General features: G+C 63.8%; 12 protein-coding genes. 4 read left to right on the top strand and 8 right to left on the bottom strand.

Features of this window, described 5'->3' with window-relative positions:
* The first annotated feature begins 182 nt into the window (after window positions 1-182).
* The 4 genes from M4J40_RS10920 (at window position 183) to M4J40_RS10905 (ending at window position 4,685) form a co-directional block, all read left to right on the top strand.
* A complete protein-coding gene (locus M4J40_RS10920; protein WP_251754161.1) occupies window positions 183-1,757 on the top strand; it encodes a sugar ABC transporter ATP-binding protein in 1,575 nt (524 codons plus the stop codon).
* Window positions 1,758-1,881: 124 nt separating this feature from the next.
* Window positions 1,882-2,961 (top strand): ABC transporter permease, encoded by a 1,080-nt coding sequence (locus tag M4J40_RS10915; RefSeq protein ID WP_251754160.1) that lies wholly within the window; start codon window positions 1,882-1,884, stop codon window positions 2,959-2,961.
* Between the two features lie 13 nt (window positions 2,962-2,974).
* A complete protein-coding gene (locus tag M4J40_RS10910; protein WP_251754159.1) occupies window positions 2,975-4,078 on the top strand; it encodes an ABC transporter permease in 1,104 nt (367 codons plus the stop codon).
* A gap of 55 nt (window positions 4,079-4,133) precedes the next feature.
* Window positions 4,134-4,685, top strand: a complete 552-nt coding sequence (locus M4J40_RS10905) for an SIS domain-containing protein (RefSeq protein ID WP_251754158.1) — start codon at window positions 4,134-4,136, stop codon at window positions 4,683-4,685.
* A 37-nt stretch (window positions 4,686-4,722) separates the two neighbouring features.
* Here the strand turns inward: M4J40_RS10905 and M4J40_RS10900 are convergent, their stop codons facing one another.
* From M4J40_RS10900 to lsrA, 8 genes are all read right to left on the bottom strand, one after another.
* Window positions 4,723-6,297 (bottom strand): FGGY-family carbohydrate kinase, encoded by a 1,575-nt coding sequence (locus tag M4J40_RS10900; RefSeq protein ID WP_251754157.1) that lies wholly within the window; start codon window positions 6,295-6,297, stop codon window positions 4,723-4,725.
* A gap of 8 nt (window positions 6,298-6,305) precedes the next feature.
* The gene (locus tag M4J40_RS10895; protein ID WP_251754156.1) at window positions 6,306-7,283 is read right to left on the bottom strand and encodes a sugar-binding transcriptional regulator; all 978 of its coding nucleotides are present in this window, start codon (window positions 7,281-7,283) and stop codon (window positions 6,306-6,308) included.
* 236 nt (window positions 7,284-7,519) lie between these two features.
* Entirely contained in the window at window positions 7,520-8,257 is a 738-nt protein-coding gene (locus M4J40_RS10890) for a ribulose-phosphate 3-epimerase (RefSeq protein ID WP_251754155.1), read from the bottom strand.
* 10 nt (window positions 8,258-8,267) lie between these two features.
* Window positions 8,268-8,564 (bottom strand): antibiotic biosynthesis monooxygenase, encoded by a 297-nt coding sequence (locus M4J40_RS10885; RefSeq protein ID WP_251754154.1) that lies wholly within the window; start codon window positions 8,562-8,564, stop codon window positions 8,268-8,270.
* Window positions 8,565-8,727: 163 nt separating this feature from the next.
* Window positions 8,728-9,753, bottom strand: coding sequence for an autoinducer 2 ABC transporter substrate-binding protein LsrB (lsrB, locus tag M4J40_RS10880; RefSeq protein ID WP_251754153.1), 1,026 nt, complete (start codon window positions 9,751-9,753; stop codon window positions 8,728-8,730).
* A 78-nt stretch (window positions 9,754-9,831) separates the two neighbouring features.
* Window positions 9,832-10,833 (bottom strand): ABC transporter permease subunit, encoded by a 1,002-nt coding sequence (locus tag M4J40_RS10875; protein ID WP_251754152.1) that lies wholly within the window; start codon window positions 10,831-10,833, stop codon window positions 9,832-9,834.
* Window positions 10,830-11,897, bottom strand: coding sequence for an autoinducer 2 ABC transporter permease LsrC (gene lsrC, locus M4J40_RS10870; RefSeq protein ID WP_251754151.1), 1,068 nt, complete (start codon window positions 11,895-11,897; stop codon window positions 10,830-10,832). Before lsrC ends, M4J40_RS10875 begins: the two co-directional genes overlap by 4 nt.
* Window positions 11,894-13,411 (bottom strand): autoinducer 2 ABC transporter ATP-binding protein LsrA, encoded by a 1,518-nt coding sequence (gene lsrA, locus M4J40_RS10865; RefSeq protein ID WP_251754150.1) that lies wholly within the window; start codon window positions 13,409-13,411, stop codon window positions 11,894-11,896. Before lsrA ends, lsrC begins: the two co-directional genes overlap by 4 nt.
* Between the last annotated feature and the right edge of the window lie 9 nt (window positions 13,412-13,420).

The raw sequence follows: 13,420 nt of genomic DNA, 5'->3' as shown, positions 1-13,420 counted from the left end.
GCGTCTCGCCCCGATGAGGGGCGAGACCTGTCATGCAGGCCAAGCCAAAACGGACTGACGGGAGGCAGATTGCGACGCCCTCCCTGAACCGGCCTTTGGCGAGTTTGCAAGTTGCAGACCTACGATGTGCTCGACCCGACGCCGGATGTCCGGGTCGGTGAGGTTTCTTGTGAGGCCCGATCATGCGGACGTCCGAAAACATCGGCACCCATGTCGCGCCTGCCGGCGTGCGGCCGGCCATCGGATTCGTTGGAGAAAACCACATAATGGAACTGCTGCGTCTTGAGGGACTGAGCAAGCGCTATATCGGCACCCAGGCTCTCGATGCCGTGGATATGACCATCGAGGCCGGACAGGTCCTCTGTCTCGCCGGTGCCAACGGATCGGGCAAGTCGACGCTGATTAAGTGCGTCGCCGGTGGGGAGACCCCCGACAGCGGCAAAATCATTTGGCAGGGGCAGGCCTATGACAGCTTGACGCCGTCCCAGTCCATGGCGCTCGGCATCGAGATCATCTACCAGGACCTGTCAATTTTCCCCGACCTGACCGTTGCGGAGAACATTGCTTTCCATGTGGTGCAATCCCGACATCGCAGCTGGGTCGACTTGCGCGAGGTGGACAGGATTGCGACAAAAGCATTGCACGAACTCGGCGCCGACTTGCCGTTGCACGCAAGGTTGGGTGATCTGCCGATCGGCGCGCGACAGACGGCTGCCATCGCTCGCGCCTTGACGCAGGACTGCCGACTTCTGGTCATGGACGAGCCGACCACTGCCCTGCCGAGCCGGGACGTCGCCCAGTTGCTGAGCATGGTTCACCGACTCAAGAGCAAGGGCATGGCGATCGTCTTCATCAGCCACAAACTCGACGAGCTGTTCGAAATCGCCGATCGCTTCTATGTGCTGCGAGATGGGCGGAAAGTCGGCGACTATGCCCCCGCCGAGCTGACCACCACGCGGCTCAGCTATCTGATGACCGGTGTCGAGTTCAAAGGCGAGAAGACGCAGCAGGAGTTCGAGCAGATCGCCACTCCCCTGCTGGTCGTCGAAGACCTACGCCGTCGCGACCAGTATCACGACGTCTCGTTCTCGCTGCGGCCCGGGGAGATCATCGGCTTCGCCGGTCTGACCGGATCGGGGCGCACCGAACTCGCCCTCACCCTCTTTGGCCTCAACCCGGCCGATGCCGGCAAGATCACCCTCGCCGGACGACCGCACAGCCCCCGTTCTCCTCGCGAGGCGATCACCAACGGCATCGCCCTGGTATCGGAGGACCGGCACGGTCAGGGGCTGTTCGCTCGCAAGGCCATCATGACGAACATCGCATCCTCGGTGTTCGAGCGCAGTGCAGGGCGGTTCGGCTTGCTTTCGCAGGCAAGCGAGCGAACCATCGGCGACACCTGGATCGACAAGGTTCGGGTGAAGACCCCATCGGGTGAGGAGCCTGTTCAGAGTCTGTCGGGGGGAAACCAGCAGAAGGTGGTGCTGGCCAAGTGGCTCGCCACCGATCCCAAGATCCTGATCCTCGACAACCCGACCGTCGGTATCGATGTCGGCTCCAAGATGGAAATCCACGACATCGTCCGCCAACTGGCTCGCCAAGGGCGCGGCGTCATCATGATTTCCGACGACCTCGAGGAGCTGGTGATGAGTTGCAACAGGGTTTTCCTGATGCAGACCGGCACGCTGGCCGCCGAGTTCCACGGCGAGACGCTCACCGTCGAGAACCTGTCCAGCGGGCTTCGTCAGACGAGCTAGAGCAACTTCGGCAAGGCAGGACCGATTTGCCGAGAGTGCTCCAGGCGATGCGCCGGACGGCAGGGTTCCTTGGGCAGTCGATGTCCATACGCAAAAAAGCCAAGAGAACAACCAAGGTGTGAACATGAAGCCGCAGGATACCGGTAAGAAAGTCGAGGCAGGCGGGGCGACACAGACCAGGCTGCTGGCCCGGCTCCTGGGCCGAGGTGTCGGCAGTCAGGGTGGCTTGTCGCTCCTGGCCTTCCTCATCGTCGTCTATGTCGTCATGGTCGCCTTGCGTTCTCCCGACTTCTTGTCGCTGGCTTCCCTGTTCGACCTGATCCGCAGCGGCGCGGCCTGGACGGTGGTCGCGCTCGGCGTGCTGGTGGTAATGGTGTCCGGCGGTATCGACGTATCGTTCCTGGCCAACGCCATCCTTTCGGCCTACGTCGCCACCGTGATCACCAAATGGACGGGCCTCGACAGTTTGGCCTTCGCTCTGATTGTGGCGATGACGATCGGGGCGTTGGTCGGCGCCATCAACGGCCTGATCATCTCCCTGTTTTCCCTGCCGACGCTGATTACCACTCTGGCCATGCAGGGCGTCATCCAGGGCGTCCTGATGGTCTTCCTTGGTGCCGGCCCCATCACCGCCGGCCACATGCCGAAATCCTTGCGCTACTTCGGCACCGACGTTCTCTTCGAGTTTCCGGACGGGCCAGGATTCGTCGGGCTGTCGGTGTTCGTCGTGCCGCTGGTGTTCGCCGTCGTCGCGACCTGGTACCTGCTCAATAGGACGGCCATAGGCCGCGCCACTTATGCGATCGGCTCCAACCGGCTCGCCGCGATACGCTGCGGCGTCAACCTTCTCAAAATCAACCTCGTCATTTACGCCTATGCCGGGGCACTTGCCGGGCTGATGGGCGTGATGATGGTCTCGGACATCCGTCTGGTCGATCCAGTGACTCTTGTCGGCAACGAGCTGCTCGTCCTCGCCGCCGTGGTGATCGGAGGCGCCAAGCTCAGTGGCGGCGCCGGTTCGGTCTCCGGCGTGTTGCTGGGCATGACCCTCGTTACCCTTCTGAACAACACGTTGGTCACCATTGGCCTTTCCGCATCGTGGAACAAGTTCTTCATCGGCTGCGCGCTGGTGCTCATCGCATCCATCTCGCACTACCGGGCAAAGATGCGCAATCTTCGCCAACTCAACTTCGATAACATTTAAAGGGAGCGCCGCGATGAATGACGGATACAACAAGTCATCGACCCACGGCGTCAGCTGGCGCTGGCTTCTTCCAGCCCGACTGGACGAGGAGGGTCTCGGCCAGAGCGTCCTCTACGCGATGATCGCCGGCGTGCTCGCTCTCATCTTCCTCAGTCTTGGAACCGCTTTTTTCAACCCGACCAACCTGGTTTCGGTTCTTCAGCAGACGCCGGAGTTTGCGCTGTTGTCGTTGGCCATGGGGTTGTCGATGGTGTCGGGCGGCATCGATCTGTCGATCATCGCCGTCGCCAATCTAGCCGGCATTTTCGCTGCCCGCCTGATGACCTCGGAGGCAGTACTGGCCGCCCTCGGGCAGGACGTCGCGATCGGGCTTGCCTGTCTGGTAGCGCTCGCCGTCGGCGTCTGCGCCGGTCTGTTGAACGGCATCGTTATCGTCCGCTTCGGTATTCCGCCGCTGCTCACGACCCTCGGCTCGATGATGGTGTTTGCCGGCCTTGGCACCGGTCTGACCGGCGGCGCCGGCATCACCGGCATGCCCGCCGCCTATGTCGATGCCGTGTCATCCAACGTCTTCGGCCTCATTCCAGCTTCGTTCTGCCTAGTGCTCGTCATCTTCGTCGGCGTGTCCTTCTTCGTGAACAACTCCGTCTTCGGAAAGAGCCTTTTCCTCTATGGCGAGAACAAGGTGGCAGCCCTGTTCGGGGGGCTCAGGCTAGAGAGCACTATCCTGATTTCCTACACCATATGCGGCGCCCTGGCCTCGCTGGCGGGATTGGTCATGCTGGCGCGCTTCAACTCCATGAAGGTGGGCTTCGGCGACTCCTTTCAGTTGGAAGCCATTCTGGTGGCGGTGCTCGCCGGCATGGATCCGGACGGCGGTCGCGGTCGATTGCTGAACATACTGCCGACGGTCCTACTGCTGCAGTGCGTCGAGAATGCCTTCACCATCGCCAGCCTGTCGCCCTTCGCCAAGAAAATGATCTGGGGAGCGCTGCTCCTGGCATTCATGGCCCTGAACTTCTTCTTCCGCCGCATGGTCGTCCGCCATCTGACGGCACTGGCCGTCAAGCGCCAGAAAGCCCCCCTCGGCGCGGAAGGCTCCCCTCTCGGTGGATGACTCCCGGCTCGGAACTTCAAGCCTCCAATCATGCGTCCAACTGCGGAACTCACAAATGACGACTCTCTATCGTGACGCAATTACCGATCTCGAACGGGTTTTCGAGCGACTGGATGACGAAGACGTGGAGCGCGCGATCCGCAAGATCGCCGCGGCGGAGCGGATAGCTCTCTATGGTGTTGGACGCGAGGGCCTGCAGATCAAAGGGTTCTGCATGCGCCTCTACCATCTGGGGTGTCGCGCCTCCATGGTCGGCGACGTGACCACCCCCCCCATCGGGAAGGGCGATCTCCTGATCGTCTCGGCCGGGCCGGGGTTCTTCTCCACAGTGGAAGCCCTGATGGGGGTCGCCAAAGCGGCCGGCGCCGAGACCCTGCTCATCACCGCCCAGCCGGACGGTCGATGCGCCAAGGCAGCCGATCTCGTGCTGACGCTTCCCGCCCAGACCATGGCCAACGATCGTGGCGCCACCGCCTCCGTACTGCCGATGGGCTCGCTCTATGAAGGCGCTCAGTTCGTCCTGTTCGAAGTGATGATCCTCAAGCTGCGCGCGCTTCTCGACGTATCGCCAGAGGCGATGCGTGCCAACCACACCAATCTGGAGTAAGCTGGCGATACTGGGCCTGTCGTCGGCCGTGAGTGCCTCATGGTGTCGGCAGACCGGCCCGGAAGATCTCGTTCCTCACCTCGTAGAGGCGCAGATACACGTCGTAGTCGGCCTCGAGCTGCGCGACGCGGTCGGCATCCCTCTCCACCAGTCTGGTTTTTGTCGACATTCTGGCGGCGGCGGCACGCAAGGTCGGATAATGACCGGCCGCCACCGCAGCCATCATGGCCGTTCCGGCCAGTACCGGTTCGGGCGCTTCGCAAAGATGTAGCGCCCCCTCGAAACAGTCCGCGTACAGCCGAACCAGCAGCGGGTTGTGCCGATGGCCGCCCGACAAATGCACCTTGTCGATCGCATATCCGTGGGCGTTCAGGTGCTCGATGACCTGCCGCATCTGCAGCGCCAGCCCGCGGGCAGTTGCGTAGTAGCTCTCCAAAAATGATCGATAGTCGAGCTCCTGACCGAGGCCGGTCATGATCGTTCGCACCCGGCTGTCGTTGAGCGGCGCGCGGTTGCCCAGCCAGTCGGGAACCAGATGCTTTTGCGCCGCGAACGATCGCCCCTCCTCGGCGAGGAGAGCCAGAACGTCGGCGGCGGCCCGGCGGTGGTTGTCGGCGGTCGGTTCGCCGGGGCTTGCCGGATGCTGCTTCAGCACAGCGTCAAGCGCTCCGCCGGAAAAGCTTTGTCCGCCTTCGTGCATCCAGTAGCCGGGGAAAACGGCGTCGCGAAATGGTCCCCAGACGCCGTCAATGAAGCGCGAGTCGGTCGAGAACGCCATGAAGTTCGTCGAGGTTCCCCCGGTCATCAGGAGCGTCCGACCGACGACGGCATCGAGATCCGCTCCGACATTGCCGAGCACGCCGGCTTCGGCATCGATCGCACCCGTTCCCACAACGACCCCCTCGGGCAGGCCGAGCTGACGGGAGGCCTCTTTCGAAACGCCCCCCAGAGCGCTGGCGAGCCCGCGCGCGATATCCGCGGGGGAACCCAGGCCGGCGCGCCCGCCCAATCCCAGGGTGTCGAGCAGATCGGCGCACCACGTGTCATCTTGTGACGGCACGAAGGGCCACTTGCAGACGAGCGCCGACTTCGACCGGGCGTCGACCGCCGTGGCCCGTCTGGCAAGCTCGTCGCACACATCGCGAAACTGGACGTGATCGTCCAGATCACCGGATCGGTGACGCTCGTACCAGACAATCTTCGGCAAGTGGATTTCCGGCGAGATCGTTCCACCGAAGTACTGAAGATAGGGATGGCCCGTGGCATTGATCTCGGCCGCTTCCCGTTGCGCCCGATGATCCATCCAACCGAAGACGTCCCCTTGTCCCTCGGCGATCGGCTTGCCATCGTTGTCGACGTAAAGAGACGATGTCGCATCGAAGGCAAGGCCTGTGACGGTCAGGTCATGGGCGCGAGCCTGCGCGCCGCAGTGGGCCACCGTACAACAGACTGCAGCCCAGATTTCCTCCATCTGGTAGGTTGCCATGGCGTTGCTGTGCTGGCCGAGCGAGATGTCGCGTCGGGCGTGCTCCACAAGTGTTCCGGCGAGATCGAAAAGCCCGGCCCGGACCTGATGCGACCCGACATCAACGGCGATCACTCCATATGCCATGGTTTCCCTCAGACTGAACGCAACAACAGGTCCGCGCAGCGCTCATCCGTCACCAAGTGCTTCACATAACCGGCGCGCAACACGGCTCGTATGATCGGCATCTTGTGAACGCCACCGGACGCGAGAATGGATTGATGGACGCCCCTCAGATCTTCAAGGTCCAGCGCCATGAGCCTTTCGTTGAGGGGATGATTCACCGGCTTTCCGTTCTCGTCGATGAACAGGCCGAGCAAATCACCAACCGCGCCCGCCTCCAGGAGGGAAGAGAGGTGTTCTGAGACCACCCGCGTGCCCACAAGCTGGGAGCGCAAGGACATGTCGCCGCAGGATACGAAGGCGATGTCCATGTGCTGCTTGATGCGGGTCAAGACATCGGCGATGCCATAGTGACTTGCGAGCAGAAGCCGACTGTCGGCGGTCGGCAAGTAGATGGGAACGGCCAGATAGAAGCACTCCGCTCCGAGGACCTTGGCGAACGCGGTGGCCAACTCGAACGTCGTTGTGCCAAGTCCCTGGGTCATGCCGCCCATCAAGGTCGCCACCCAGCCATTGGTTTGATTGCGAGGGGATACACGCGGCAAGGCGGAAGCGAGCGTCCGCCCCCAGCCGACGCCAAGCGTGGATCCGTCTTCCAGAAGCGAATCCAGAAGTTCGCCGGCGGTCTCGCCAATCACCCGTTGCTGCTCGCGGTCATCCTCCAAATGGGGCACGACGCGGGCCGACTGCAGTCCAAATTGGCTTTCAAGCTTGCTCTCGAGCTCTATACAGCCGACGAGAGGCAGCTTGATCTCCGTCCGAACCGAGCCCTCTGCACGGAGTTGACCGACGATGCGGTTGACGCGTGTGCGCGTGATCTCGAATTTGCGCGCGATTTCCTGTTGCGTCAGCCCCCCGACAAAATAATACCAGGCGACGCGTGCCCGCATGGCGTCGGTTTCCTGGATATCGCGATCACCATCCCCCGGCCCTTCGTTGATACGCCCCACGATCAACCTCGTTCACTTGAGCTCTGCGCAAGTGTCAGTGATCCAGCAAGGGAGCGGCTGTTTCAAGCCCGAAAAGATGGCCGTCGCAAATAGCCGGGCAAACCGGGAGGGGGTCAGAAGCTGTGGACGTGCTGCCCTAGCTCCCGATACCCATAGAACCGCAAGGCACCGGCAACGCCGGCCTTGCCATCAAGGCCGAGGTACGGGGCAAAGCCGGTGTCCGGCTTCGCCCGATGTCAGTTGCCAGCGGCCCGGCGCAGCGCGTCGAGATTGTCGGCGATGCTGGCGCCTGCCTTGAAGACGGCGCTGCCGGAGACGATCACGTCCGGACCGAAGCTGGCAGCGATGCCAATGGTCGCCTCGGTAATGCCGCCGTCGATGGCGATCAGCGGATCGGCGCCGGCTTCCTTGGCAAGCCACCTCAGCCGTTCGACCTTGCGGCCGAGCGCCGCGTCGGGGGCGCCACCGCTCCAGCCAGGATCGACGGCAAGCAACGTCACCATGTCGATCTCGTGCAGAACCGATTCGAGAATGTCCACCGGCGTTGCCGGATTGAGCGCCACGGCGCGCAACACGCGCCGCCCCGGTCGGCCGGATACATCGACGTCCAGCATGGCAAGAGCCCGATGCAGATGCGAGAGCCCCTCGGGGTGGACATGCACGATGTCGGCCCCGCCCTTCAGCACCGCCGGGATGATCGCGATCGGATCGGCCACCATGAGGTGAACGTCCTTCAGCATCTTCGTGCGCGAAGCCGCGACAAGCGGCGGGCCCGCAGTGAAGCCGGGGCAGAAGACGCCATCCATGACGTCGAAGTGCAGGAGGGCGTTGTCCGCCGCCTCCAGTTCGGCAATGGCCATGCCATAGGCCATGGCGTCGGCAGCCAGAAGGCCGACGCTGAGGGAGGGCGCGGCGCGGCGCAGGAAGGCCTTCAGCGCGTCGCGCGTCGCAAGATCATCCGGAGTGGGAAACATCGGGACCTCGTCAGTCGCGCGGCATGACGCCGACATACACCTTGTGGCTGCGAGGGCCGGTCATGATGTCCTCGAGCTCGGCCTTCACCTTCAGATAGTGCGGCGTCGTCTTGTGGAACTTCACGGCCGCCTCGTCGACGAAGGCCTCGTAAATGGTGAAGCGGGTGGGCTCCGCCGGATCCTGCAAGACATCGAAGCGACGGCAGCCGGGCTCGGCAATGGTGCCTTCGCGGTTGGCGCCGAAGACGCGCAGGAAATCGTCGATGCGGTCGGGCTTGACGTTGATCTCGACGAGCGTGACGTGCATGGCGTGGCCTCCATATTGATTGCAAGAAAAGGATGGCCGGCCGCCGGTGGATGGCGGCCGGCTCTCCGGAATCCCGCGCGGCCTCATGGGGGGATGGCCGACGGGGGAGGAGCGGACGGCAGACGGGAGGGACCGCCGTCTCGCGAAGCGATGATCCGATTGATCAGAAGTCGAAGTTGTCGATGTTGTCCTTGGTGAACACCTGACGCTCCGGCAGCAGGATGATGCCGTTGTCGTCGGCTTCGTAGCTGTAGCCCTGGACGCTGTTCGGGCTGACTTCGACAGTGCCAATCTCGGGAATGTCGAGCTTGTCGCCAACCTTCATGGCGCCGTTCTTGATGAGGTGATCGGCGACGTAGATGGAGATGGCGCCCTGCTTGGTGACATCCCAGAGGCCGAAGGCCTTGACGGTGTCACGCTTGACATAGGGGCGCATCACGTTCGGCGTCGAGAAGCCGACGATGGTCACCTGACCGGCGCGACCGACGTTCTCGGCGGCCTGGGCGGCGGCCGGAAGCGCGTTGGCGTCGGGGGCGATGATGATGTCGACGTCCTTGTAGGCCTTCAGGATGCTCTCACCCGTCTGCAGCGACTTCTGGGCATCGTTGTAGCCATACTGGGTGGTGACGACTTCCCAACCTGGCTTGTCCTTGGCGATGAGCGCCTTGGCCTGCTCGACCCACTGGTTCTGGTCGGTCACCGTCGGGCTCGAATAGAAGAAGGCAACCTTGGCCTTGTCGGCCGGGTGCTGTTCGGAAGCCATGTCCACCAGAAGCTTGCCGAGCTGGGCCGGTGTGCCCTGGTTGATGTAGTAGCTGCGGCACTCGGGGTTGACGTCGCTGTCCCAGGTCAGAACCTTGACGCCGCGCTGCATGGCGCGCTTCAGCGCCGGGCAGAGACCGTCGGGCGACACGGCGGAGACGACGATGGCATTGAAGCCCTGGTTGGCGAAGGTGTTGATATACTGCACCTGACCGGACACCGACGGCTCGGTCGGGCCGTCATAGGTCACTTCGACGCCCAGCTTCTTGCCGGCTTCGACGGCCCCCTTGCCGCCGGAGGTGAAGAAGCCGACGCCCACCAGCTTCGGAATGAAGGCGATGCGGGTGCTGTCGGCGGCGACCGACGGACCGGCGAAGGTCGCGGCGGCGGTGACGGCAAGCGCGAGGGAAACGGTACCAAACTTCATTGTGCTCTCCTTCCAAGACATGGCCCCCGAGGCTGAACACCCCGCTTTTCCGGGCCCTCCTCCTCAAACGTCAGACCGTCATTCGGCCGCAACGTTTCTCAAGACGCGACGATGCTGGAACCAGACGCGTCCCATTTCCGAGAGGCTGCGCAAGGCAACCACGATGACCAACAGGCCACCCGACAGGGCGCTCGAGACGTGGCTCGACACGCCGACCAGCTGAAGACCGGTTTGCAGATAGCCGACCAGAAGAGCGGCCAGCGCCGTACCAAGGATGGTGCCCGAACCGCCGTAGATCGACGTGCCGCCGAGCACGACGGCGGTGATCGCCGGCATCAGGGCGGTCGTGCCGAAGTCCGAACGGGCGGAGCCGAAATAGGATGCCAGGATCAGGCCGGACAGCGCCGCCATCAGACTGGTCAGGGCATAGGCGACCACCAGCGTGCGGAACACCGGCGTGCCGGCATAGGCGGCGGCACGCGGGTTCTGTCCGATCAGGTAGACATAGCGGCCAAAGCGGGTGCGATGCAGCAGTGCCATGAAGCCGACGGTCAGCGCCAGGAACAGGGCGAAAGGCAGCGGCAGACCGAGGACCTCAAGATTGGCGAGGTTGACGAAGGCTGGATCGAAGTTGCTGATGCCTTCGTAGCCCGTCGCGCCGGCGAGACCGGACAGGACCAGTGCCGCTCCACCGAACAGGAAGCCCGTGCCGAGCGTGATCACCAGCGGGTTGACCTTGGAGAGATGGATGGCGACGGCATTGAAGATACCGCCCATCGTTCCGACGGCGAGCGCGGCCACGGCCGCCACCCAGATGTCGAAGCCACCGACCCAGAGGATGCCGAGGGTGATGGCCGAGAGCCCCATCACCGAGCCGAGCGAGAGATCGATGCCGCCCGTGATGATGACCAGCGTCAGCGCCAGCGCCGTGATGCCGACGTGGATGAAGTCGGACGTGGCGTAGAGCAGCATGGACGGCTGCAGGAACACGGGGTTGATGGCGCCGAACAGCAGGATCTCGGCGATCAGGAGCAGCGCGAGCACGCTCTCCCAGCGCTTGAGGGCGGGATGCAGTTTCATTTGTGCGCCTCCGAGGTCTCAAGCGCCGTCTTGAGCGGCCGCGTCGCGGCCTTGGCGGCGTCGCCGTGCTGGCCGGCCGCCTGCGGATCGATGAACTTGCGGTATTTCTGGTAGCGGAGGAGACGATCGACGGCCTCGCGGATCTTGCCGTCGGTGATCAGCACCACCAGCAGGATGGCGCCGGCGATGATGTCGTTCCAGTAGGCCTCGAGACGCAGCAGCACGAGAACGCTGTCGATCGAGGTCATGAAGTAGGCTCCGAGCGCCGCGCCAATCACGGTCCCCGTGCCCCCCAGGAGACTGACGCCACCGAGCACGCTCGATGCAATGGCCCGCATCTCCATGCCGGTACCGGCGGTGTTGGGAATGAAGCCGATCTGAGAGGCGAAGATGACGCCAGCCAGCGCGGCCAGCAGACCATTGAGGCCATAAGCGACGATCTGCACCTCGTTGACGCGGATACCGATGAGGCGAGCGCCCTCTCGGTTGTCGCCGACGGCGAACATGGAGCGGCCAAAGGCGGTGTAGCGCAGGCCGAGGTGGGCGACGATCAACAGGACCAGCACCAGCCAGGCGACCGGCGACAGGCCGAGCGAACCGGTCTTGGTCAGCGCCTTGAAATTCTCCGGCAGGCCTTCGATCCAGCTGCCGCCGGACAGGAGATACACAAAGCCGCGATAAAGGCCCAGTGTGCCGAGCGTGGCGACGATCGCCGACACCTTCAACAACGACACCAGTACGCCATTGAACAGGCCGCAGAGAAGACCGACCAGAAGCGCTGCGCCGATGGAGGCGGGGAGCCCCCAGCCGGCATTCATCAGGAGGCCGGCGACCACCGCCGCGAGCCCCATGATCGAGCCGACGGACACGTCGAGGCCGTGCGTCGCCATCACCATGGTGGCGCCGATCGCCAGGACGAACAGGATGAGGCTGTTGCCGTAAACGAGAAGCAAAGTGTCCAGGGACAGGTAGCTGTGATCGACGAGGCCGAGGACCGCGAACAGGAAGACGATGATCAGCGCGACCGAAGCTTCGCGGTGGCGCTGCAGGAAGCGGATGATCATTGCGCAGCGTCCATTTTGGCGCCGACCCCGAAGGAGAGGCGGGCAATGGCATTGATGGTGATGTCGGAGCCTTCGAGCAGGCCGCCCGGATAACCGTGGTTCATCACCAGCACGCGGTGACTGAGGCGCTCGACTTCCTCGTGGTCGGAGGAAATCAAGAGGATGGCGAGCCCTTCGCCGGCCAGCCGATCGATCAGCCGGTAGATGTCGGCGCGCACGGCCACGTCGACGCCACGCGTCGGCTCGTCGAGGATCAGGACGCGCGGCCCGGCGGCGAGGCACTTGGCGAGCAGCACCTTTTGCTGATTGCCGCCCGACAAGGTGCGGACCGGCTGGTCGGCGTTGGCGCAGACGATGCCCAGGAGCTTGACCTGCTCGGAGAAGTCGGCCCGTTCCCTGGCGAGTGGCAGCCACTCCCGGCCACGGTGCAACACCAGCGCCGACGCATTCCAGACGAGGGGAGCGTTGACGAACAAGCCGGAAACCTGACGGTCCTCGGGCAGGTAGACGACGCCGGCGTCAAGACTCTGGCGCGGACCATGAGCGGCCAACGGCTTGCCGTCGACAAAGATACGGCCACGAGCGGCGGGGCGAATGCCATAGATGGTTTCGGCAAGCTCGGTACGGCCCGAACCGACCACGCCGGCGAGACCGAGAATTTCTCCGGAATGCAACGAGAAGGTCACGTCGGCGAAGCCCTCGCCGGCGAGCCCTTCGACGCGCAACCGTTCGCCCCCCCGCTCAACCGGAGCGCCGACGCGGCCGAGCGTAAAGCCGTCCTTGCCCTCGACATGCGTCATGGCAGCGACGATCTCGGCGTCGGTGAAGGACTTCGGCGGACCGGCCAGCACGACCTGGCCGTCGCGCAGAATAGAGACGATGTCGGCGATCTCGCGGATCTCACCGAGCTTGTGGGAGATGAAGAAGATTCCGACGCCCTGGGCCGTGAGCGCACGGATGCGCTCGAACAGCTTGCCCACCTCGCGCGGCGTCAAGGCGGAGGTCGGCTCGTCGAGAATGAGGATGCGGGCGTCGCGGATGAGGCCTCGCAGGATCTCGACCATCTGCTGGTCGGCAACCTCGAGCTGGCCGGCCTGGGTGGACAGCGTCATGCCGGCGCCGATCTCGGCGATCATCGTCTCGAGGCGGGCGCGCAGTTCTTTGCGATTGCCCGGAACGTGCATCAGGACGTTCTCTTCGACCGAGAGACTCGGGAAGAGCATCGGCTCCTGCGGAACCAGATGGATGCCGGCCTGGCGGGCTGTGACCGGCGTCATGGCCGAAGCGTCTTCGCCACAGACCAGGAGCTCGCCTCGATCGAGGCGATGCAGACCGGCGATCATTTTCATCAGCGTGGATTTGCCGGCGCCGTTGCCGCCGAGCAGTGCGTGCACCTCACCCGGCCGCAACGTCAGATCGACGCCGCGCAACACGGCGATGGAGCCGAAGAATTTCCAGACTTGCCTGGCTTCGACCAACGGCGTTCGCTGGTCGGTCGGCGAGGTTCCCGCCATGTCGACAGT

This window comes from Pleomorphomonas sp. JP5, assembly GCF_023721815.1.
In the GTDB taxonomy this organism is placed as follows: domain Bacteria; phylum Pseudomonadota; class Alphaproteobacteria; order Rhizobiales; family Pleomorphomonadaceae; genus Pleomorphomonas.
This window is presented reverse-complemented; position numbering and strand designations above follow the sequence as displayed.